This window comes from Pseudarthrobacter raffinosi, from assembly GCF_023913835.1.
Classification (GTDB): Bacteria; Actinomycetota; Actinomycetes; order Actinomycetales; family Micrococcaceae; genus Arthrobacter; species Arthrobacter raffinosi.
This window is the reverse complement of the sequence record NZ_JAMXBG010000001.1, coordinates 290,009-312,604: the sequence shown is the minus strand read 5'-3', so window position 1 is coordinate 312,604 and position 22,596 is coordinate 290,009. Positions and strand designations below refer to the sequence as shown.

17 protein-coding genes are annotated in these 22,596 nt (G+C 66.3%); 9 read left to right on the top strand and 8 right to left on the bottom strand.

The genetic code is table 11. The features are described 5' to 3' along the window. Positions 1-129: 129 nt before the first annotated feature. The 3 genes from NG697_RS01415 to NG697_RS01410 all read left to right on the top strand — a co-directional run bounded on the left by NG697_RS01415 (position 130) and on the right by NG697_RS01410 (position 3,461). The gene (locus tag NG697_RS01415; RefSeq protein WP_252599377.1) at positions 130-1,524 is read left to right on the top strand and encodes an OFA family MFS transporter; all 1,395 of its coding nucleotides are present in this window, start codon (positions 130-132) and stop codon (positions 1,522-1,524) included. Between the two features lies 1 nt (position 1,525). Then, the gene (locus NG697_RS21490; RefSeq protein WP_445260433.1) at positions 1,526-1,627 is read left to right on the top strand and encodes an MFS transporter small subunit; all 102 of its coding nucleotides are present in this window, start codon (positions 1,526-1,528) and stop codon (positions 1,625-1,627) included. 151 nt (positions 1,628-1,778) lie between these two features. After that, positions 1,779-3,461, top strand: a complete 1,683-nt coding sequence (locus tag NG697_RS01410) for a phosphodiester glycosidase family protein (RefSeq protein ID WP_252599376.1) — start codon at positions 1,779-1,781, stop codon at positions 3,459-3,461. A 247-nt stretch (positions 3,462-3,708) separates the two neighbouring features. On the opposite strand, the gene NG697_RS01405 is transcribed toward NG697_RS01410, so the two are convergent. Beyond that, on the bottom strand, positions 3,709-4,569 hold the full coding sequence (locus tag NG697_RS01405) for an SDR family oxidoreductase (protein WP_252599374.1): 861 nt from the start codon (positions 4,567-4,569) through the stop codon (positions 3,709-3,711). Between the two features lie 4 nt (positions 4,570-4,573). Then, on the bottom strand, positions 4,574-5,488 hold the full coding sequence (locus NG697_RS01400; RefSeq protein ID WP_252599372.1) for an MSMEG_6728 family protein: 915 nt from the start codon (positions 5,486-5,488) through the stop codon (positions 4,574-4,576). Between the two features lie 189 nt (positions 5,489-5,677). On the opposite strand from NG697_RS01400, the gene NG697_RS01395 reads away from it, so the two are divergent. After that, positions 5,678-6,280, top strand: coding sequence for a hypothetical protein (locus tag NG697_RS01395; RefSeq protein WP_252599370.1), 603 nt, complete (start codon positions 5,678-5,680; stop codon positions 6,278-6,280). A 198-nt stretch (positions 6,281-6,478) separates the two neighbouring features. On the opposite strand, the gene NG697_RS01390 is transcribed toward NG697_RS01395, so the two are convergent. Next, positions 6,479-7,126 (bottom strand): LysM peptidoglycan-binding domain-containing protein, encoded by a 648-nt coding sequence (locus NG697_RS01390; RefSeq protein WP_252599368.1) that lies wholly within the window; start codon positions 7,124-7,126, stop codon positions 6,479-6,481. Positions 7,127-7,319: 193 nt separating this feature from the next. Further along, positions 7,320-9,941, bottom strand: coding sequence for an excinuclease ABC subunit UvrA (locus tag NG697_RS01385; protein WP_252599367.1), 2,622 nt, complete (start codon positions 9,939-9,941; stop codon positions 7,320-7,322). Between the two features lie 108 nt (positions 9,942-10,049). Here NG697_RS01385 and NG697_RS01380 point away from each other — a divergent pair, with 108 nt between their 5' ends. The 4 genes from NG697_RS01380 (at position 10,050) to NG697_RS01365 (ending at position 13,297) form a co-directional block, all read left to right on the top strand. After that, positions 10,050-11,093 carry an adenosine deaminase gene (locus tag NG697_RS01380; protein WP_374209876.1) on the top strand — a complete coding sequence of 348 codons (1,044 nt, stop codon included), beginning with the start codon at positions 10,050-10,052 and terminating at the stop codon, positions 11,091-11,093. Between the two features lie 241 nt (positions 11,094-11,334). Further along, positions 11,335-12,228 (top strand): pullulanase X25 domain-containing protein, encoded by an 894-nt coding sequence (locus tag NG697_RS01375; protein WP_252599363.1) that lies wholly within the window; start codon positions 11,335-11,337, stop codon positions 12,226-12,228. Between the two features lie 158 nt (positions 12,229-12,386). Then, positions 12,387-12,932, top strand: coding sequence for a YceI family protein (locus tag NG697_RS01370; protein ID WP_248762204.1), 546 nt, complete (start codon positions 12,387-12,389; stop codon positions 12,930-12,932). A gap of 59 nt (positions 12,933-12,991) precedes the next feature. Then, positions 12,992-13,297 carry an acylphosphatase gene (locus tag NG697_RS01365; protein WP_374209875.1) on the top strand — a complete coding sequence of 102 codons (306 nt, stop codon included), beginning with the start codon at positions 12,992-12,994 and terminating at the stop codon, positions 13,295-13,297. Positions 13,298-13,387: 90 nt separating this feature from the next. Here NG697_RS01365 and NG697_RS01360 read toward each other — a convergent pair whose 3' ends face one another. The 3 genes from NG697_RS01360 to NG697_RS01350 all read right to left on the bottom strand — a co-directional run bounded on the left by NG697_RS01360 (position 13,388) and on the right by NG697_RS01350 (position 19,671). Continuing rightward, positions 13,388-14,611, bottom strand: a complete 1,224-nt coding sequence (locus tag NG697_RS01360; RefSeq protein ID WP_252599360.1) for an MFS transporter — start codon at positions 14,609-14,611, stop codon at positions 13,388-13,390. Between the two features lie 41 nt (positions 14,612-14,652). Then, positions 14,653-18,384: a TM0106 family RecB-like putative nuclease gene (locus tag NG697_RS01355; protein WP_374209872.1), complete on the bottom strand. Its 3,732-nt coding sequence runs from the start codon at positions 18,382-18,384 to the stop codon at positions 14,653-14,655. A 90-nt stretch (positions 18,385-18,474) separates the two neighbouring features. After that, positions 18,475-19,671 (bottom strand): TerC family protein, encoded by a 1,197-nt coding sequence (locus NG697_RS01350; protein ID WP_252599359.1) that lies wholly within the window; start codon positions 19,669-19,671, stop codon positions 18,475-18,477. A gap of 138 nt (positions 19,672-19,809) precedes the next feature. Here NG697_RS01350 and NG697_RS01345 point away from each other — a divergent pair, with 138 nt between their 5' ends. Further along, positions 19,810-22,110 (top strand): FdhF/YdeP family oxidoreductase, encoded by a 2,301-nt coding sequence (locus NG697_RS01345; protein ID WP_252599358.1) that lies wholly within the window; start codon positions 19,810-19,812, stop codon positions 22,108-22,110. 33 nt (positions 22,111-22,143) lie between these two features. Here the strand turns inward: NG697_RS01345 and NG697_RS01340 are convergent, their stop codons facing one another. Beyond that, positions 22,144-22,473 carry a DUF6457 domain-containing protein gene (locus NG697_RS01340; protein ID WP_248762200.1) on the bottom strand — a complete coding sequence of 110 codons (330 nt, stop codon included), beginning with the start codon at positions 22,471-22,473 and terminating at the stop codon, positions 22,144-22,146. Positions 22,474-22,596: the final 123 nt, after the last annotated feature.

Genomic DNA, 22,596 nt, shown 5'->3' with positions numbered 1-22,596 from the left:
TGTGCCGCGCTGGAACCGCTTACCGCGGCAATCCCACCGTTGGGCGCAAAGCGTGGTGATGCTGGTGTGACGTGCACCATAATTTGCGGAGGACCGGGCCGACGTTGCCGCGGACATTGAGGAGAAAATATGGGCTGGCTGGATCGTGAACACACTATTGCCCCACCGGGGTTCAACCGCTGGCTAATCCCGCCGGCGGCGCTGGCCGTACACCTGTGCATCGGGCAGGCCTACGCAACCAGCGTGTACAAGACAGCGCTGGTCAAGCATTTTGATGCCAGCCTGACCGAGATCGGGGTGATCTTCTCCATCGCCATCGTGATGCTGGGACTGTCCGCTGCGATCATGGGGACCTGGGTGGACAAGCACGGCCCCCGGAAGGCGATGTTTACCTCGGCTGTCTTCTGGGCCAGCGGCTTCCTGGTCGGATCATTGGGGATCTTCAGCGGCCAGTTGTGGCTCGTCTACCTGGGCTACGGCTTCATTGGCGGCATCGGGCTCGGCATCGGCTACATTTCGCCGGTGTCAACGCTCATCAAATGGTTCCCGGACCGGCCGGGCCTGGCCACCGGCATGGCCATCATGGGCTTCGGCGGCGGGGCGCTCATCGCCAGCCCGGTCTCAAGCGCCCTGCTCAAAATGTACGACCCCGCTTCCGGAGCGAAGGACTGGGTGGCCAGCGGCGACGCCGTCGGAAAGCTCTTCCTGTCGCTCGGCGTCGTCTATCTCGCCTACATGCTCTTTGGTGCCTTCACCATCAAGGTTCCGGCCCATGGCTGGACGCCCGCGGGTTTCGACCCTGCCAAGGTCAAGGCGGCAAAGCTGGTCACCACGGAGCACGTTTCGGCGGCGAATGCGGTGAAGACCAAGCAGTTCTGGCTGGTCTGGATCGCCCTGTTCTGCAACGTGACCGCGGGCATCGGCATCCTGGAGCAGGCAGCACCGATGATCCAGGACTTCTTCCGCCAGTCCGACGGCGTCTCCCTGGTGAGTGCCGCCGTCGCCAGCGGCTTTGTGGGACTGCTGTCCATCGGCAACATGGCGGGCAGGTTCGCCTGGTCAGCTACGTCCGATGTCACGGGCCGCAAGCGTATCTACATGGTGTACCTCGGCGTTGGCGCCGTTCTTTACACCGTGCTGGCACTGGCCGGCTCGGCCACCACGGCCCTGTACGTGATCCTTGCCTTCGTGATCATCTCTTTCTACGGCGGCGGTTTCGCCACCGTGCCCGCCTACCTGCGGGATCTGTTCGGGACGTTCCAGGTGGGTGCCATCCACGGCAGGCTCCTGACTGCGTGGTCTGCTGCGGGCATTGCCGGGCCGCTGATCGTGAATGCTTTCCTGGACGCCCAGGGGAAGCCGGGCCAGCTCACAGCGGCCTCGTACCAGCCTGCTCTTCTGACCATGGTCGGGTTGCTCGTGATCGGCTTCGTGGCCAACCTGATGATCAAACCAGTGGACGCCCGGTTCCACGAACCCCGCCCGGACAGCGTCCGGTCCGAAGTACCCGCAATGGAGGCCTGAGATGAGTTCAGTACAGCTTGCAGTCGGCTGGTCGATCGTAGGTATCCCGCTGGCCTACGGCGTGTTCCAGACCCTCACCCGAGTGGCCGCCCTGTTCGGGTGAGCTGACACCCGGGAGCGAACCAGGACGCTCCGGCCACCGCTACGGTGGCCGGAGCGTTGCTGTCTGACGGTGGATGAACAGCTCGCCAACTCTGTGGAAACAGGCCGGAGTTTGGCCGCGCCCGGCCTGCGGCGCCGCTACGTTAGTCCGTATGAAATCAACGATTCCAGGGTCTACGCGGAAGAAAAGCGGGTCGCTGACGGCAGCGGGCGCGTTGGTTGCTTTGACGCTGATGGCTCCGCCGGTCGCCGGCGCGGCAACCGGCGGGGCCGGGCCAATCCCGGTCTTCGGGGAGGTGGCGCCTGCAACCAAACTCGACCTCGGCGCTCCGGACCTGCCGGAAAGCCGCACGGTGAGCACTGTTGCGCCTGGCGTGACCAGGACGTCAATTTCGCGGGGAACAGCAACCACCGCCCTGTTCTGGACGGCGGAGGTCACCATTCCGTCGTCGGACCCCAAAGTTTCCGCTTCCGCCTTGTCCAGCGAGCCCACTGCCCGACGGGTGGCTGCAGAGTTGGTCGCCGCGGGCTTCACTGCGCGCGTGGAACGGGTCGTCTCGCCTCAGCTGGCCGATGCTGGCGGCGAGCTTGGCTTCCGGGTTCGAGTCGGGGAATTCGCCAGCCGTGAGGACGCTGCTGCCACCATTGCCGGCGTCAAGGCAGCCGGCTACGCCGCGTCGGCCTGGTACGTCGGCTGGGACGGGGATCCGGCCAGTGCCGACCAGTCGCGGGGCCCGTGGAACCTTCAGGTTCTGACCATCGACCCGAAGGAGTTCGATGGCGAAATCGCTGCGACGTTCGGGCCCGACCTTGAGCGGCGGGAGACCACCAGCCAGCTCGCGGCGGACGCCGGAGCCGTTGCCGCCGTCAACGGAGGCTTCTTTGTTTTCGATCCTGCCGCCGGCGCGGAAGGCGACCCTGCCGGGGTCGGAGTCTACTCCGGGCAGATGCTGAGCGAGGCAGTAGGTGACCGGCCGGCATTGGTAGTCGACGGCAAAAAGGCGAGGGCCGGCGTCGAACGCCTCAGCTGGGAGGGTACGGTGTCCGACGGCGGCAGCGTCCTTCCCTTGGACGGTATCAACCGCGTGCCGGGGCTTATCCGCAACTGCGGCGGGACGCCGGATGACGTGGTGACCAGTGAGCCGCTGCACGACGTCACGTGCACAGACGCAGACGAGATCGTTTCATTTTCTCCGGAATTCGGTGCAACCACACCGGCGGGGCCAGGACTGGAGGTCGTGCTGGACGCCACCGGCACAGTGACCGCGGTAAACCGCAGCCGCGGCGCCTCCGTTCCTGCCGGGGGTGCCAGCATCCAAGCGATCGGGACCGACGTCCAAAGGCTCCTGGAACTGGCAAAGCCCGGGGCGCACCTGGGGCTGACGTCAGAGCTGGTTGCCGCGGACGGGAAAGAATTCGAGGCAGGTCCGGGCTCGCACGTGCTCAACGGTGGGCCCGCGTTGATTGAGGACGGCAAGATCGGAGTGACAGCGCGGCGCGACGGCATGGTGCACGACAGGAACCCGGGGATGTTTTACGGCTGGGCGCACAAACGCAACCCGAGAACGATTGCCGGAACGGACGCTGCCGGGCGGTTGGTCCTGGTGACGGTGGACGGGCGGCAGACCGGTTCCCTGGGACTCAGCCTCCAGGAGTCCGCACAGGTGGCAAAGTCCCTGGGGCTGACTGAAGCGATCAATCTGGACGGCGGCGGATCCACCACCATGGTGGTCAACGGCGCAGTGGTGAATACGCCGTCCAATGCGGGGGCCGCCGAGCGGCCGGTAGGCGATGCGCTGGTGGTCCTGCCCGGCCGCGAGCCAGCCGCACACTGACAGGTCCGGTGCCTGCGCTTTTTTGACGGGTCAACCGGCCACGCTGGATGCGATCGCGCCGAAAACGCGCAGCATCATCGTCTTCCCGCGAGGGACCGACCAGGACCGTGAGCTTAGCTGCCTATGTGGGTCACCCCGAAGGACGCCCAAACACCCAGACAGCGGCCGGCGCCGCAGGGGCCGCAAGTGTACGCTCGCGCCCGGCCTCAGGTGTTGGCTCGCCATGGTGGGCAGATAGGCGGCTGGCTTAGGGGTGGCGGACTGCGGTGCGCGCCAGAACTGCCCGGTAACCTTCCCGGAACGTCGGGTAGGTGAACTCAAGCCCGGTTCCGCGGAGCAGCGTATTCCTGCAGCGTTTGTTGCCGCCGCGGGCCTCGCCGGCGGGTCCGACGGGCGGTTCCGGATACCCTATTTCCAAAGCCAGGAACCGCAGTACGTCCCCAAGTTCAGCGGGAGAGTTGTCCACGCCGACATATACCGGCGCAGGCATAGCTTCCATGGTGGCCAAATGCACTATCGCCGCAGCGGCGTCGTCCCGGTGGATCCGGTTGGTAAAGCGCTGCTCGTCGGGAATCACGGCAGTCCCGTTACGGACCTGATCAATCAACCGGGTCCGGCCCGGACCGTAAATCCCGCCCAGCCGCAGCACAACGGGCGAAGTACCAGTGCCGCGCAACCGCGACACCAGGAGTTCCTCCGCCTCGAGGAGGACACGTCCGGAGAAACCGCCAGGTGCCGCCGTCGTACTCTCATCAACCCAGCCACCGGCAGCGTCGCCGTAGACAGCGGTGGAGGACACAAAGAGCACCCGGCGCGGCGTCACGCCGTCGCGTTTCAAGGCGTCCAGAACGTGCGCCAGCCCGTCCACATAGGCGGCACGGTAGGCCGCTTCCGTGGGTGAGTCAGCCGCAACGGCCACGACGACGGCGGCCGTGTCCGCCGGGACAGCGGGCAGATCCGCAGAGCCAAGGTCGGCCGCCACGCCTTCGATCGCAGAGGGCAGTTTTTCGGGCGAACGACGCCAGCCCACCACCCGATGACCTGCCGCGGCGAAGCGCAGGCCCGCTTCGGTGCCAAGATCGCCGCAGCCGGCCAGGAGGATGGTCACGGACTCAGGGAGCGGGAACCGGGAAGAACACCCGGGGGTCCTGCAGGAGGGCCGGGTAATCGAACGCGGACCGGTCGATCACCTCGGTGACGCTGAAGGTGCGGCCGAAGCGGCCGTCGGCGAGCGTGATAGGACGGCCCAGCACCTGCCCAACGGCGAACTTGCTGCCGTCCTCAAACGAAACCGCGACAGTCGTCTTGCCGGGGAGGGTGGCGAACGCTTCCTCCTGCGCCTGGCGCTTCCGGGTCGGCTTCTTCACGAGCTGCTTGGGCGGCAGCTTGCGCGGCTGCTTGGACGGGCGGCGGGAGCCGTCGTCGACATAAACGGGGGAGTAGCCGTCCTCAGCGGCGGAGGGCGCAACAGCGCCGCCGCGGCGGATCGGCGGCAGTGCCACGGTATCCAGCGTCTGGGGATCGATCTCGGCGTGCGGGTCGCGGAGGATCCAGAGGATGTCGCCCTCGGGTTCTGCCGGATAGAACTCGTGCTTGGGCTCCGGCCAAATGAAGTCCAGGTCCAGATCGGCGTCCGGGAACACAGCCTTGTAGAACTTTGGTTCCTTGCGGAGCAGCTTCGCGCGGTGGCTCAGGTGGAAATCAGGGTTTCCGAGCCACTCCGGCAGCGGGATCTTGGCCGCGTAGTCCGGGTGCGCGGCCTGGGGCGCGAACTCGGTGATGTTGGCGCGCGTGTTGTCTGCATGGCCGCGGTTGGTCCATTCGTCCACCATCGCCAGGCCGTACATGGTGAGCGCCGGAACGTGGCCCATCCACATGCGGACGGCGGGGTGGTCCAGCCAGCCGTACTCGGGAATCACCAGAGCCCGGAGGGTCTGCAGCGCCTCGACACGCTGCTTGCCAAGCCTGGCGGTGTCCAGTGCTGCGGCGCTCTGCCGGAAATCGGGATACGGAAGGAAGGTTTGCATCCCTTCAGTCTGACGGCATGCGGCGGATGTTCCAATTGCAGTGCCCGGCGCCACACGCGAGGAACCGGTGGTAGGGCCCCTTGATCGTGACGGAGCGGCGGAATATTTCACATAGTGGACCGATACATACAGCGGGAGCTGCTAACCACTAAGATCACCGAAACGCCCCACCGTCCCGGAAGCCCTCTCATGACAATTTCACCTGAAGTGACCGCCGGTTCAACGCAGCTGTTTGTGCCCAAGTTTGGGCAGATGCTTGATCCGGAGGCCAAGGGCATCCTGGTCCTTGATGAATTTACCCTTGATCCGGCCGCGGCGCGCCACGAGCAGCACGGTTTTCGTGCGGCCATGGCCTCAGTGGCCCTGACCCTTCGCCGGATCGTCGCGCTGCGGATCGTGATTGCGCTCGTGGCGATCGGCAACCTGCCCCTGTTCCTGATGTCCAGCGGCTGGTGGATCTACGCTGTCTCCCTCGCGTTGGTGATCGGTGTGCACCTTGCCGTCTCCTTGCTCAACAAGCACGAGCCCAAAGTGCGCCAGCGCCAGATGCTGGAACTTCACCTGCACCGCGAGAAGAGCGCCAACTACCGCAAGGTCCGCGACGCCGTGAAGTACATGATCGACACCCCCAGCCGCATGAACGAGCACCTCTACCTTGAACTGCTGGCGGCCAAGCGTGTGGCATTGAACCTCGCCCACGGCACGGTGGCACTGCTGGATACCACCGACGACGCCGCGTGGAAGGTTCGCATCGTCCGCGAGATTCCGGCCGCGGTCAAGGCAGCAGCCTAAGCACGAAGGATCGCGGACGGTAGGAAGATCAGGTCCCTGCCGGCCATTCAGAACACAACAACGGACGACGCCGGAGCTCCCCAGCGAGGGGCGCTCCGGCGTCGTTGTTTCCCGGGGGTGTTGCTGCCGGGCCTTTGTTGTTTCCGTGGGCCGTCGTTCTTGGGGAAAGGGGCGGATCCCGCGGAAAGTGTTGAAGCTTTAGGCGGGAAGCTGGAGGACCTGCCCGGAGAACACGAGGTCCGGGTTGGCAATTATGTCAAGGTTGGCGTCCGCCAGGCTCTGCCAGCCGCCCTCAACGCCAAGCTTGTCGGCGACGGTGCTCAGGGTGTCGCCGGGCTCAAGCGTGTAGGTCTCGCCACTCAGTTCCACGGGCGCGGCGTGCTGCGGAGCCGTCACGGCATCCGTCGCGGCAGGCACCGCTGGCACGCTCTCCACAGGCACCTGGACTGGCACGCTCTGGACCGGTGCACTCTGGGGAGCCACCGCCGTCGTACCCCCTCCGCCGCTCAGGCCAAGCTCCGCGGCGCAGGACGGCCACGCTCCCCAGCCCTGCGATGCCTGGACCTGTTCGGCCACGGCGATCTGCTGCTCGCGGCTGGCGTCGGCTGCGGAACCGGTTCCGCCGTAGGCAGCCCACGTGCTGGCGCTGAACTGCAGGCCGCCCGAGTAGCCGTTGCCGGTATTTGTGGCCCAGTTCCCGCCGCTTTCACACTGCGCCAGTGAATCCCAGGTTGTGCCGTCGGTGGCCGCGTTTGCTGCGGTGACGGAGAGTGCAAGGCCGGCTGCGGAAATGGCAGCGACGGCTACTCCACGGCGTGCGGCAGTACGAATGGTGGTGTTGTTCATGGTGTGATGCTCCTGAAGGCCACCAGCGCTCGGTCCGTCCCCGGAGGTTATTGCGCCACTGCCCGCCCCTGACGATATAGAGGTCAATTTTCGGTGTCTGCCGGCCGGGCAGTTCTGGTGGAGGCAGCACCGGGCATTCATGTCGCCCGCTTGGCGGGCTTGTATTTCACGCTAGGACATCGCCGGTCCGTTATCAAACCGAGATGATTTCTGGTGGTCCGCTGGTGACCGGCTGGGGAAGTGCCGCGGCCAGGTACGGTGCGGTGCGGCTGGCGGTGGAACCCGCGACGTCGGCGGCGGTTCCGGCGGCGACAATCCGGCCGCCGGCGTCACCGCCCGAGGGGCCCAGGTCAATGACCCAGTCCGCCGCCGCCACAACGGCCATTTCGTGTTCCACCACCACCACGGTGTTGCCGCTGTCCACCAGGCCATGGAGCTGGGCCATCAGCAGTTCAACGTCGGAGGGGTGGAGCCCGGTGGTTGGCTCGTCCAGGAGGTAGAGGGTATGTCCCCGCTGGGCACGCTGAAGCTCGGTGGCCAGCTTGATGCGCTGGGCCTCGCCGCCGGAAAGCTCCGTGGCGGGCTGGCCCAGCCGGAGGTAGCCCAGGCCCACATCCCCGAGGCTCTTCAGGCTGCGGGCCGCGGCCGGAATGTCGGCCAGGAATCCGGTGGCCGCATCCACCGTCAGGCGCAGCACTTCCGCCACATTCTTGCCCCGGTAGGTCACCTCCAAGGTCTCGGGGTTGTAGCGGGACCCGTCGCACTCAGGGCACGGCCCGTAGCTGCCCGGGAGGAAGAGCAGTTCAACCGCCACAAAGCCTTCGCCCTGGCAGGTTTCGCAGCGGCCTCCGGCCACGTTGAAGGAGAACCGCCCGGCGCCGAACCCGCGTGCCCTGGCCTGCTCCGTGGCCGCGAATTCCTTGCGCACCGCATCGAACAGGCCTGTGTAGGTGGCGAGGTTGGAGCGGGGGGTTCGCCCGATAGGTTTCTGGTCCACCGTGACCAGCCTGTCGATCCGTTCCGCGCCACTGACCGGTCCCACAGACAACGCCGTGGCCGGGCCCGCATCATCATCAGGTTCGGCCAGCTGCGGAGCCTGGTGATTCTTCAGCCCGGATCCCACAACTTCCCCGAGGACATGCGTCACCAGGGTGGACTTGCCGGAGCCGGACACCCCTGTCACTGCCGTCAGAACGCCCAGCGGGAACCGCGCATCCAGGTCCTTGAGGTTGTGCCGGCTAATCCCCGCGAGCTCCAGCCATCCGTCGGGCTCCCGGACCTGGCCTGCACGAGGCGTTGTGCCTGCACGAGGTGGCTCGCCGCCGTCGGGCCCGCTGGACCCGCCGCCGCGCGCCCCGCCGTCGTCGAACAGGAAGGGCCGGGTGACCGACTCCTCGATGGCCGCGAGCCCGGCAACCGGACCGCTGTAGAGCACCTCGCCGCCACCTTCCCCGGCGCGGGGACCTACGTCCACCAGCCAGTCGGCCCGGCGGACCACGTCCATATTGTGTTCCACCACGAACACCGAGTTACCGGAGGCCTTGAGCTGGTCCAGTACCGCCAGGAGCGGTTCGGCGTCGGCCGGGTGGAGGCCGGCGGACGGTTCATCGAGCACATAGATCACGCCGAACAGCCCGGACCGGAGCTGGGTGGCGATCCGGAGCCGCTGCATTTCGCCGGGGGAGAGGGTGGGGGTGGCACGGCCCAGCGCCAGGTATCCGAGGCCCAGATCCAGGAGAACGGTGATGCGCTGCAGGAGGTCGGCGGTGATGGCCACGGCCACCTCGTTTTCCTCGCCGGAGGACTGCCGGCGTGACGCGGTTCCGGCTTCCTTGAGCCCGGCGGTTGGGCGGATGATTTCGGCCAGCTCGGCCATCGGTGCGGCATTGAGGTCGGCTATGTTCCGGCCGGCGAAGGACACCGCAAGGGCTTCGGGCCGGAGTCCGGTGCCGCTGCAGCGCGGACAGGGGCCGGACTCCATAAACGCCAGGACGCGCTCGCGCATGGCGGCGCTCTGGGAGTCCGCCAGGGTGTGCAGGACATAGCTCTTAGCGCTCCAGAAGCGGCCCTTGTACGGCTTGGCCACGCGGTCCCGCTCGGGCGTGACTTCCACGACGGGCTGCTCGTCCGTGAACAGGATCCAGTCGCGCTGCTTCCGGGGCAGCTTCCGCCAGGGCACGTCCACGTCGTAGCCCAGATGGCTGAGGATGTCCCGGAGGTTCTTGCCCTGCCAGGCGCCGGGCCACGCCGCGATGGCACCTTCCCGGATGGTCAACGCGGGGTCCGGGACCAAGGATTCCTCGCTGACGGTGTGCGCGATCCCCAGTCCGTGGCATTCAGTGCAGGCGCCGGCCGCTGTATTCGGCGAAAACGCGTCGGAGTCCAGCTGACCGGCGCCGACCGGGTAGGTGCCCGCCCGCGAAAACAGCATGCGGAGCGAATTGGAGAGCGTGGTCACGGTGCCCACGGTGGAACGGCTGCTGGGGGCGCCGCGTCGCTGTTGAAGGGCGACGGCGGGCGGCAGCCCGGAGATCATCTCCACCTTGGGATTATGGCCCTGCTGGATGAGGCGGCGTGCGTACGGCGCCACGGATTCGAAGTAACGGCGCTGCGCTTCGGCGTAGATGGTGCCGAAAGCCAGTGACGACTTTCCCGAGCCGGAGACCCCCGTGAAAGCCACGATGGAGTCGCGGGGTACATCCACGTCCACGTTTCGCAGGTTGTTCTCCCGCGCGCCCCGGACACGGACGAAGCCGTCCGCCAGATGGCGGGGAGTGGGAAGGGAAAGATCGTCAGCCTGTTTAGGGTTCCGCATTGATCCGACTCTAGCCGCGAACCGGCCGGCGGGCGATATCCTGACCCGATGGACAACAACCGGGACACCGCCGCCGATCCGCTGCCACAGACGGGACCAGGCACGGAAATGCCTGAGACGGAACTTCCAGGGACGGAAGCTTCGGAGACGAATCTGCCCGAGACCGAAGCGGCGCAGCTGGTGCCTTTGGCGGAACTGCACCTGCACATTGAGGGCACACTGCAGCCGGAGCTGATCCTCGAACTGGCCGAACGCAACGGCATCACCCTCCCGTACTCAGGCCTGGAGGAGCTCCGGGGACTGTACGAGTTCACAGACCTGCAGTCCTTCCTGGACCTGTACTACGCCAACATGGCGGTGCTGCAGACCGAGCGGGACTTCGCCGATATGACCCGCGCCTACCTCGCCCGCGCCGCCGCCGCGGGGGTCCGGCACGCGGAGATCATGATGGATCCGCAGGCCCACCTGTCCCGCGGCGTCAGCCTGGAAACCTGCGTCAAAGGGGTGGCGTCGGCGCTGGCCACCTCCCAGGAGGACTTCGGCATGTCCACCCTGCTGATTGCCGCATTCCTGCGGGACCAGTCCGAGGAATCCGCGCTGGAGGTCCTGGACGGACTGCTGGCCATGAATGCCCCCATCGCGGCCATCGGCCTGGACTCGGCCGAGGTGGGCTACCCGCCGGCCAAGTTTGAGCGGCTGTTCGCCAAAGCCCGCGAAGCGGGCCTGCGGCTGACCGCGCACGCAGGCGAGGAGGGGCCGCCGTCGTACATTATCGAAGCGCTGGACGTCCTGGGAGTGGAACGGATTGACCACGGCATCCGCTGCATGGAGGACCCCGACCTGGTGGAACGGCTCGTGGAGGACCGGATTCCGCTGACTGTCTGCCCGCTCTCGAACGTGCGGCTGCGTGCCGTGGACACCCTGGCGGACCATCCGTTGCCGGCCATGCTCGCCGCCGGGCTCAACGTCTCCGTGAACTCCGACGATCCGGCGTACTTCGGTGGGTACGTAGACGACAACTTCTCCCAGCTGAAGGCCGTTTTTGACCTTTCGGACTTCGACAGGGCACGGCTCGCGGCCAATTCCATCCATTCGTCGTTCGCCTCCGAGGAGCGCAAAGCGGAGCTTCTGGACGAGCTGAACGGCGGGTAGCTCCGCGGGGTTCCGGCTCGCTACACTAGTGCCCGAGCGCGTCCGGGAAGAGCCCGGCGATACTCGGGATTTGCGCTCCAGGGTTGAGTAAACAGCCCCGTAGCCGAGACTCCTGCCTCAGTTCTGCTGTAATCCGCGTCATAGTCGGTCACGACACGCAGAGTTAACCAATTCAAGTCGCGCGATTTAACAGGGTCTTGGCAGGATGCCTAGTGACAGATCGCATTACGCAAGGGGAATCATGGCCAAGTCCATCGCAGATAACACCGACCTCCGACTCAAGACCGTGCTGCACGTCCTGACGGAAGGCGTATGGTCCGGCGGTTCACTCAATGCCGGCGAGGTTCTGGCGGAAGCCACCGCCCGCGTGCCGTTCAGTGATCACGAGGCCACGCTGCTCAGCGGTGGCATTCCGCGTGGACACAAGACGCTCACGTCCGCCACGGCCAAGCTGGTGAAGGCCGGCTGGCTGGTCAAGGGCCGTTCCGGCTGGACCATCACCGATGACGGCATGCGCGCCACGGTCGCCTTCCCCGATGCGGATTCCTTCGCCACAGCGCTCGACGCCGGCACTCCGGTTCCTGCCGACGTCGCCATTCCGCCGGCGCCGGCACCGGCAGTCAAGGCGGCTCCCGCCAAGAAGGCCCCGGCAAAGCGGACGCCCGCTAAGAAGGCCGCCGACGCTGTCGGGAAGGCCGCGAAGGCCATTGAGGACGCCATCGAGGACGCCGTAGAGCCCGTGGTCAAGGCCGTCCGCTCGCGCAAGGCAGCGCCCAAAACTGTAGCTAAGGCTGGGACCAAGGTAACGGCAGAAGCGCCTGCTGTGGAGACTTTCCCGCAGCCCGAGGCCGCTGCGGTTGCCGGCGACTTCAACACCATCCTGGGCGCGCCTGAAAACTGGGCCCCGCAGTACGACGAGGCCCAGCTGACGCTCGATGCCCTGGACCAGCTGTGGAAGATCAGCGCCGACCTGCCCGCCGGCTCGTACACCTTCAAGATCGCCCTGAACCGGTCGTGGGACGAGAACTACGGCGCGTTCGGCACGTTCGATGGCCCCAACCACGAACTGCACCACGACGGCGGCACGGTCACCATCCGCTACGACCACCGCACGCGGGACATCACCATCAACTGACCGGACCCGCCCCCGCCTGCTGAGTTTTCGTCCAGATAAGGGCATCTGGGGGCGGATTTTGGGTCGGTATCTGGACAAAAACTCCGGAGTGAAGCAGTGTGGAAACCGGTCGTCCTGGCCGGTTTCCACAGCACTGTTCCCACAAAGGAGATGCAAAAGTGACCCTACCTTCAGGCCTTACCTCGGGCGTCTGGACGCTGGACATGTCGCACAGCGAGATTGGCTTCACTGTCCGGCATGCGGGCATCAGCAAGGTCCGGGGACGTTTCACGGACGCCTCGGCCGAAGCCCGCGTTGGCGCATCCCTCGCCGACGCTTCGCTTCACGCCACGGTCAAAACGGCCAGCTTCGATTCCGGCGACGCCAACCGCGACGGACACGTCAAGGGCGCGGACTTCTTCGATGTGGAGGAGTACCCCGAGATGACGTTCCGGGCCACCTCGGTGGAGGGCGACGGCGAGGATTACACTCTCACGGGCGATCTCACCATCCGCGGAATCACGAAGCCGGTGGAGCTGGAGGTCGAGTTCACCGGGGTAGCCGTGGACCCCTTTGGTGCCACCCGCGCAGGATTCTCCGCGGAGTGCGAAATCAGCCGCAAGGAGTTTGGCCTGACCTGGAATGCTGCCCTGGAAGCCGGCGGCCTGCTGGTCAGCGACAAGGTCAAGATCAACGTCGAAGCTGCGCTGGTTAAGCAGTCCTGACGGCCATGAGGTTTTCCGGGCGACGGGATGACTCCAGCCGGGACATCCCAGGCCGGGACATCCCTGGCCGGGATAATCTGCGCCGGGATAACGGCGATATCCGGCTCTCTGCCCGCGTCTTTGGCGTGGTGCAGGGGGTCGGATTCCGTTTCTGGACGATGGGCAAGGCCGACGAACTGGCCCTCAAGGGTGTGGTGAGGAACCTCGACGACGGCTCGGTGTCCATCGTGGCTGAAGGGCCGGAGCAGCAGATCCAAAAGCTCCTGGACTGGCTGAGGTCGGAGAACGCACCCGGCCGGGTGGAACGCGTGGAGGAGTCAATCTCCGCGGCCGACGGATCGTTCCGGGATTTCAGGGCCCGCTGAGAGGGCCCCGCTGACTGGTTCCGCCGAGAAGGCCCGCGCGGGAGCGGGCTATGTGGAAGTTGGTGACGTTCTTTCGGCGCCGTCTGGAGACTATGGGGACGTTGCTTCGGCCAAAGTGGCCTGGCGTTCTTTCGGCCCCGGCGGATAGGCGTGCCGCCGTCCGGCAAGGATCAGCACAAACGCGACGACGGCGGGGATTGCGGCGGCGGTCGGGATCAGGAGCGGCCCCGCGATGGTGAGGGCGGCGGCGCCGAACATCGCGCCGATCATGATCCCGATCTGGATGGTCAGCACCGTCAGCCCGTTGGCGGCGTCCCTATACTCGCCACCGGCCCGGAGGATGGCCGACTGGTTGTAAATCCCCATCGCGCCGATGCCCGTGCCCCAGACCAACATCAGGACCAGCGTGACCGGCAGCGCCAAGGCCGGCAGGACGCTTCCCACCAGCGGGAGCAAGGCCACGGACACTACAACGCCGGCGACAGTGATCAGGAGCCAGCGTCGCGGCCGGGAATCCACGGTGATGCCAGCGATCCAGATGCCCACCAGCCCGGCAACACCGAGAACACTGATGGACAGCGGGATGCTGAAGTCAGGCAGCCGAACCTCGCGCAAGAACGGCGCAATGTAGGTGAACAAGGCGAAATGGGCCATAAGCATCAGCGGCCAGCCAACGGCGACAGTCTTCACTCCCGGCTGGCCGATCGCCTTGCGGATGGATGGGTGCGGAGCATCGGGGATGCGCCGCACTGGGGGAAGCAGCCACACGGCAAGGAGCGCCAGCACCACCCCGGAGGCGGCCAGGACCAGGAACGCCGCGCGCCAGCCGACGATGTTGCCCAGGGCGGTGCCCACCGGGGCGCCGATGGCCAGTCCCAGGCTGTTGCCGCTGAACACGATGGCCAGTGCCTTGCCCACTTTGTGGGCGGGGACGATCCGCGTCACAAACGGGGCCATGGCAGACCACAGCAGGCCGTGCGCGATGCCGCCCACCACGCGTGAGCCCATGGCCGCGCCGAAATCGGAGACGATGGCCACCAAGGCGTTGCTGGCCGCGAAGAACAGGATCAGCGCGATGAGCAGGTAGTGGCGCGGGACCCGCGACAGCAGCAGCGATAAAGGGATCACGGTGACCACGATGATGGCCGCATAACCGGCCGTCAGGTACCCGGCGGTCGCCTCGGAGACCCGGAAGTCGGCGCTGATCTGGGGCAGCAGACCGGAGGGAAGGAGTTCAGTGGTGATGGCGGTGAAGCCGATGGCGGCAAGGACTATCAGGGCGCCGACAGGCAGCCTGTTGCTCTGGGAGGTCACGCCACGAACTTACCTTGATTCAGCGGTGAGAACACGGTTTCTCAGAGTGTTGCGCGGCTGTGAGTAAGAACACTGTGGATACCCGCGCTGAGGCCGATGAAAGCGCCAAGTTCCTCAAACAGCGCCGGTTTGGCCGGCATGTAATTCGTGAGCTCGGGGGAGCGGATGATCACGGCCCGCCACTGGCCCCGCGACACTGCCACGTTGATCCGGTTCCGGTTCAGCAGGAATTCGGCCCCGCGGGGAGCCTCGGCAACTGCGGAGCAGGCCATGGACACCAGGACCACCGGCGCCTCCTGGCCCTGGAACTTGTCCACCGTGCCCACCCGGACACCCGGCAGCCCGGCGTCGTGCAGGGCCTGCCGGATCAGCTGGACCTGGGCGTTGTAGGCGGCCACCACCAGGATGTCTTCCGGGTTCAGCGGCCTGGCCGGCTTGTCGTCGCCGGGAAGCCATTTCAGCCCGATGTGCCGCTGGGCCTGACTGACCACCTCCGCAGCTTCCTCGGCGGAGGACTTGGTGTTCCCGCTGTGGTCCACAAAGACTGTTTCCACCCCGGCCGGCAGTTCCGCGAGGCTGCGGAGGGATGCCGCAGGCGCAGCCTCGAGTTTTCCGTCGTAGCTGAGGACGGACACGGCCCGGCACAGGTCCGGGTGCATGCGCCAACTGTCCGCCAGGAAGTAGCCCAGTTCGCCGGGGAGGGTGGCGTGCCCGGCAGCGAGCCAGCCCAGGGCGGACTCGTCCACGGGCTCCGGGTGCGAGCCCTGCGTAACCTGCGGCAGCTGCTGCGGGTCACCGAGGAGCAGGAGCCGCGTGGCCGCGCGGGCCACGGCCAGGGTGTTGGCCAGCGAGAACTGGCCGGCCTCATCAATGACCAGCAGGTCCAAGGATCCAGCGGGGACGGACCTGCCTGTCATGGTCCAGGCGGTGCCGCCCACCAGGCAGCCGCCGGGGGAGGCGAGCAGCGCGGCGACGTCGTCGTCGGACGTGCGGTGCCACAGCACGGGATGCGGGGCGGCCAGCTTCTTCGCCACCCGCGCCGGATCCACACCGGCGGTTTCGATCGCGGTGCACAGCATGTTCTCCACCACTGCGTGGGACTGCCCCACCACCCCGATCTTCCAGCCCTGGTCCACCAGCCGAGCAATGACATGCGAGCCGACGTAGGTCTTGCCCGTCCCGGGAGGGCCCTGCACGGCAAGGTACGAATGATCGAGGTCCAGCAGCGTTGCGGTGATCGCCGTGACGTAGTCCGCTGCATCGGCCGCGTCCTTGCCGACGGCGGCGGGACCCGGCATCGAATGGAAGCGCGGCGGCACCTTGCGCAGGATGTCGACGCCGGGGTGTTCCGGAAGGACGGGGACCGAGGCGCCGACCCTCTGGGCCAGCTCGGCCAGGGCAGATTCGATGCTGGCGGTGCGGATGGGCTGGTCCTCGGTGAGCGCCTCCGGAATATGCGGGTAGGCGGGGACCTTTCCTGTTTCCCGCTCTTCGATGGTGATCATGGTCTGGCCGGCCACCCGCGGGTGGTCCTCCACAGCGGTCACCAGCGTGCCAAAGGTGAAGCCGCGGCCCGTGGGGGTTCCCAGCGGATCATCCAGGCCATCAGGGACCGGGGAATCGTAGAGCCGGCACCAGGTGCTCCCGGGTTTGAACTCCGACCCTTCGCTCATGACTCCGGTCAGCCTCAGCGTGCGGGTGCGCATCCGGGCCGTGGGCTTTGCGAGCTCCCAGTCGGTCAGTATTTCCGCGGTATCCACCACAAACACGTTGCGGTCCTCAGACCAGTGGTCGATCTCGGACTCGGTGCGGTCGAAGTGTTCCCACCAGAACTGCTTGCGCTCGCGGCGGTGGTATCCGGTAGCTGCCGCCACCATGGCGATGGCCCGTTCGTCGTTGGTCCACGGCCGGTTGTCCGGGAGGCCGGCCAGGTAGGCCTGCAGGCGGCGTTCCTCCGGTGTTGGTTCGGGTTCCGGAATTGGTGGCGGGGCAGCAACGGCGGACGACGACGGCGCCGGCCGCCCGCCGTCGTCGGCTGTTCCGGTTGACGCCGCGCGTGAGGCAGACGTCCCGCGCAGACCCAGCAGCCAGTCGCGGAGGCGGAGTGTGGAGAGGCAGTCGTACTCGTTGTAGTCGGAGATGGAGGCCAGGATGTGGGCGGCCGCGGCGGCGTCGCCGTCGTCCCGGGCGGCGCAGTAACCGGCATACGCCACCACGGACGCTCCGGCGTCCTTGACGTCCCCGGAGCGGAGGTTGCTGCCCATGTACAGGGGCTCGAGCTTCTTGATGGAGTAGGAGGGCTCGGAGATCCGCAGCGAATGCCGGGCGGTGGCGTAGAGGTCCACAAGCAGGCCGTCGCGGAGCCAGTTGTCCACGATGTCCTCGCCGGCGAGGTGCGTGACGGACAGGTTCCGCAGCGCTGATTTCTCGTAGGCGGCGTAGTGGTAGACGTGCATGTCGGGGTGCCTGGCCCGGCGCTCTTCCACGTAGGCGAGGAAGTCAAGGAAGGCCTGCCGCTCCTCGTTGCGTGAATGCGCCCAGAAGGGCCGGAACACGGGCTCGTCGGCGGCGTGGGCGTCAGCAGCGTCATCGTCAAACACAGGCGCCTCGATGACGCCGAACAGGTACTCCAGCCCCCACTTGCTGGTGGCGGGGTCCTGCCAGAGGGGATCGCCCTCGAAGTCGAAGAAGATGTCTCCGGGGCTGGGTCGCGGGATTGCCGCCAGGGCGTTCTCCGGCAGCACCTTGAACGTGACGGTGTGCTCCTCGCCGTCCTTGGCGAAGGTGCGGGAACCGTCCGGAACGTCCCGGCCCAGCTGCATCCTGGCCTGGTCGCGGAGCCGGGCCACCGAGCCGGTGGCCTTGCTGAGCGGGAGATCCGCCAGAGCGTCGATGGTGGTGATGTGATCGGCGATGAGTTTCTTCCGCCGGAGGGTGGTCATGCCGCCCACCATCAGGAGGTCGCGGTGGGACTGGACCTGCTCGGCGCAGTAGTTGCACCGCCCGCAGAACGCGACGCCGGGCTGTTGCCACTGCACCGCCGAACCGGCCTCGCGGTGGGCGGCGGTCAGGGTGCGGAAGCGGTCGCGGCGCTCGCGGAAGACCGGCAGCAGGTCCGGCAGGGAGTGGTAGCTGCGGACGTAATCGCTGTCCAGCACGGCGCCCAGCACCAGCGTGACCCGGGGCGATGGGTCCAGACCCATGCCGATGAGCTGGTCGCCGTAGGCGGCGAGCTGCAGGAGCGCGCCCACCTTGGCGTGCCGTGCCAGCTTGGTGTCCCACACCTCGTAGCGTCCAGGATTGCCGGTGCCGGCTGCCTCGTTGACGATGAAGTCGGCGTAGCCCAGGAATTCGCCGTCGAAAAAAGTTGCCTGAAAGACGACATCGGCCCCTGCGCGGAGCGCGAGTTCCGTTTCAGCGTGCTTGGCCAGCAGCTCGCCGCGCGTGTTTTCCCCGCGCTCGATCGAGTACACCCCGGCCCCGCGGCTGGCGTCCCAAGCGCCGTACTGCGCGATCAGGCCGGCCAGGACCTTGGCCTCGTGCTTGTCACCGAGCGCCCCGGCACGGCGCTGCATTTCGTCGTCGGGAAACTGCGCCTTGGGGGACCGGCCCAGTTTCTCGTCCAGGATGCGGAGCGTGCGGTACTCACATTCGCTGGCGGCCACCAGATCGCTGGCGGAAAACACCAGGTCCTGCTGCGCGCTGGGGCGGGGATCAGCGAGGCGCGGATCAACAGTACCGGGATCAACGCTGGCTGGATCGAGCAGAAACACGGGGCCTCCCCATTGACGTGCCTGGCCGGAGGGCAGTTCCCCTGGCGCTGGTTTGAATCTAGCAAGAGGGGCTGACAATAAGGCCCCCGGCTAGTCCTGTGCTGCCCGCACCTGCGCGTCGTCGTGCTCGGTGTGGGCTTTGCGGAGGAGGTCCATGAATTCGGTTTCGTTGCGGATAAGCCGTTTGTACTTCTCCGGCAGGCTGCGGATCTGGTCTTCCTCCCGGACCATCCGGGCGAAGAGCTTGTCCCGCTCCGCCATGTCCGTTTCGTAGTTGAGGTCCAGGTATTCGGTGGCGTGCCGTTTGGCGCCGGAAACCGCGTTCTTGGCCTTGCCCTTGGGGCTGAAGATCGAGGCCAGGACGGTGACCGCCAGGACGCCCAGGATCACGGTCAGGGACACGCCGGTGCTGACTTCGATGACGTTGACGTGCTCGCCGTCGTTGATGAACGGCAGGTTGTTCTCGTGCAGGGCATGCAGGATGAGCTTGACGCCGATGAAGCCGAGGATGGCGGCGAGACCGTAGGCAAGGAAGATCAGCCGGTCCAGCAGTCCGTCGATCAGGAAGAAGAGCTGGCGCAGGCCCATGAGCGAGAACGCGGTGGCCGTGAAGACGATGAAGACGTTCTGCGTGAGGCCGAAGATGGCGGGGATGGAGTCCAGTGCAAACAGGATGTCGGTGCCGCCAATGGCAACCATCACCAGGAGCATCGGGGTGAGGACGCGCTTGCCGTTCTCATGGGTGAAGAGTTTGTCGCCATCGTAATGGGCCGACGCCGGGAGGTACTTTTTGGCGAGCCTGACCACCAATCCTTCGGAGTCGTCGTCGTGATTGTCCGGCTTGAGCAGGTTCCCCGCTGTGATCAGCAGGATCAGGCCGAAGATGTAGAACACCCACGCGAAGCTGTTGATCAAAGCGGCGCCAAGGAAAATGAACGCCGTCCGGGCGATCAGCGAAAACACGATGCCGAAGAGCAGCACCTTCTGCTGGTCCGCACGGGGGACCTTGAAGCTGGCCATGATGATCAGGAACACAAAGAGGTTGTCCACGGACAGTGCCTTCTCCGTGATGTACCCGGCAAAGTACTCGGTGCCCATAGTGGTGCCGCCGAACAACAGCACGCCCAGGCCAAAGAGGAGGGCGATCCCCACATAGATGGAGGACCAGATGGCCGATTCCTTGAGGGTGGGGGTGTGGGCCTTACGGACATGGAAGAAGAAATCGAAAGCCAGCAGGCCCACAATTCCCGCGATGGTCAGGGTCCAGACAAAGGGAGGGACGTCCATCAGTCCACCCTACCTAGGCGTTTGCCGTTAGTCCTGCTTGACTTGGATGACCCCCTTAATAAGGGTGGACTGGGACCGTCACACCGCGCTGAAAACCGGTGCGCTGCCGATGTGAGCTTGAACCAAGGAGAGTGCAACGTGGCACGCAAGAACCCGCACGTAGAAGAGGCCAACGAGGCTGACATCGAGGTCAGCGGCCACCCCAAGACGTGGGCCGCCGGCGTCCCGGGCGTCTACCACTCGTTGGAGCCGGCCGTGCAGCACATGGGCCTGGTCAGGACCGGGAAAACCCTGCTTGCCCTGAACCAGAAGGACGGTTTCGACTGCATGAGCTGCGCGTGGCCGGACCCGGGGCACCGCAAGACGTTCGAGTTCTGCGAAAACGGCGCCAAGGCTGTCACCTGGGAGGCCACTCCGGTGGTGATCGGCTCCGAATTCTGGGCCGAGAACCCGGTCAGTGAGCTGCGGCAGCGGTCCGAGTACTGGCTGGGGATGCAGGGGCGCCTCACCGAGCCTGTCCACAAGCCAGCGGGGGAGGACCACTACCGGCCGGTCAGCTGGGAGCAGGCGTTCACCATCGTCGCCGAGAAGCTTAAAGGGCTGTCGAGCCCGGACCAGACCGCCTTCTACACCAGCGGCCGGACCTCCAACGAGGCCGCGTTCCTCTACCAGCTGTTTGTCCGGGCCTACGGGACCAACAACCTGCCGGACTGCTCCAACATGTGCCACGAGTCCTCTGGCTGGGCCATGGGCCAGACCATCGGCATCGGCAAGGCCACCATCTCCTACGATGACTTCGCCAAGGCGGACCTGATCATCGTGATGGGCCAGAACCCGGGCACCAACCACCCGCGGATGCTGACCGCCTTGGAGGAAGCCAAGGAGGCGGGAGCCAGCATTGTGGCCGTGAATCCGCTGCCGGAAGCGGGCCTGATGCGCTACAAGAACCCGCAGAAGGTCAAGGGGATCATTGGCCGCGGCACGGAGATCGCCGACCAGTTCCTGCAGGTCCGCATCGGCGGGGACATGGCCCTGCTCCAGGCCGTCTCCAAGCGGGTCCTGGACGCCGAAGCTGCGAATCCGGGCACGGTGCTGGACCACGCGTTCCTCGCCGAACACTGCCAAGGTCTGGAGGAGCTTCGCGAGCACCTTTCCCAGCTGGACGAGGCTGCCGTGCTGGCGGCCACTGGCCTGCGGACCGAGGATATCGACGAACTCGCAGACCGTTATCTCAGGGCGGAGAAGGTGATCATCACCTGGGCCATGGGCATCACCCAGCACAAGAAGGGTGTGGCCACCATCAAGGAGATCATCAACCTTCTGCTGCTCCGGGGCAATATCGGCAAGCCCGGCGCCGGTGCCTCTCCCATCCGCGGCCACAGCAACGTCCAGGGCGACCGCACCATGGGCATCTGGGAGCAGATGCCGCCGGCATTCTTGGACGCCCTCGGCAAGGAATTCAGCTTTGAACCGCCGCGCGAACACGGCGTCGACGCCGTCGAAACCATCAGGCAAATGCGCGACGGCGGCATCAAGGTTTTCGTGGCCATGGGCGGTAACTTCGTGGGAGCCATTTCGGACACCCACGCGGCGTTCGCGGCGATGGAGAACACCGAGCTCTCGGTCCAGATTTCCACCAAACTCAACCGCTCGCACACGGTCACCGGCGCCGAGGCGCTGATCCTGCCCACGATGGGCCGCACGGAGATTGACATGCAGGAATCGGGTCCGCAGTTTGTGTCCGTGGAGGACACGGTCTGCGCCGTGCATGCCTCACACGGGACGGTGGAGCCGGTGGCGCCTGGCCTGCTGTCCGAAGTGGCCATCGTCAGCAGGCTGGCCCAAAAAGTGGTGGGTGACTCCGTGCAGGCGGACTGGGCCGGGTTCGAGAAGAACTACGACCTCATCCGGGACCACATCTCGCACGTGGTCAGCGGCTGCGAGGACTACAACCGGAAGATCCGGCAGGACGGCGGTTTTGTGCTCCCGAACGGGCCACGGGATTCGCGGACGTTCACCACCCCGACGGGCAAGGCCATGCTCACCGTAAACGAGCTCGAACATATGGAGCGGCCGGCCGGAACGCTGATCCTGCAGAGCATGCGCTCGCACGACCAGTTCAACACCACGATCTATGGCAACAACGACCGCTACCGGGGCATCAAGAAGGGCCGCGAAGTGGTGTTTGTCAGCCCTGGGGACCTCGCCGAACTGGGACTCAGCGACGGGCAGCACGTGGATATCCACGGCGTGTACCAGGACAACGTGGAGCGGGTGCTGCGGAACTTCCGGGTGGTCTCCTACCCCACGGCGGCCGGCTGCGCGGCAGCCTACTACCCTGAGGCCAACGTGCTGGTGCCGCTGGACAGCGTGGCCGAGGGCAGCCAGACGCCGGCGTCGAAGGAAGTGATCGTCCGGCTGGAGCCGGTAGCCGGTTAACGGTGGGGAGCGAGACCCGGTGGCCGGGGCTCCCTACTGGCCCGTGTCCGCCCAGCCCCCAGCCGCCGGGCCGCCGTCGTGCCCGTCCTCGCACAGCCGGAAGGCGACGTCGGCCGCCTGGGTGACTGCCGCCGTCGACTTTTCCTTGGATCCGGCGCTGCCGTTGCCGGCGGCGAGCCCTGCGGCGTAACCCACCAGGAACGTGGTGACCGGTGCAGCCGCATGGATCACCGAGCCGGCAGACTTCCTGGCCAGATCAAGGAGGAGTTCCTGATCCACCTCCAGGTCCAGGATCTGCAGTGCCTGGGCCAGTCGCTGGGTCCACTGGTCCAGGACCTGGGCTTCGTTCTCGTCAACAGTCATGTTCGCTCCTAGGTTGCCGGTTCGCTGCTGGTGGGCGGCAGGGGGAGTCCTGGCCCATTGCCAACGACACTACAAGGCCTGGGCGGCTGCGTCACCGGGCTGCGGCAGCGTCCTTGACACTCC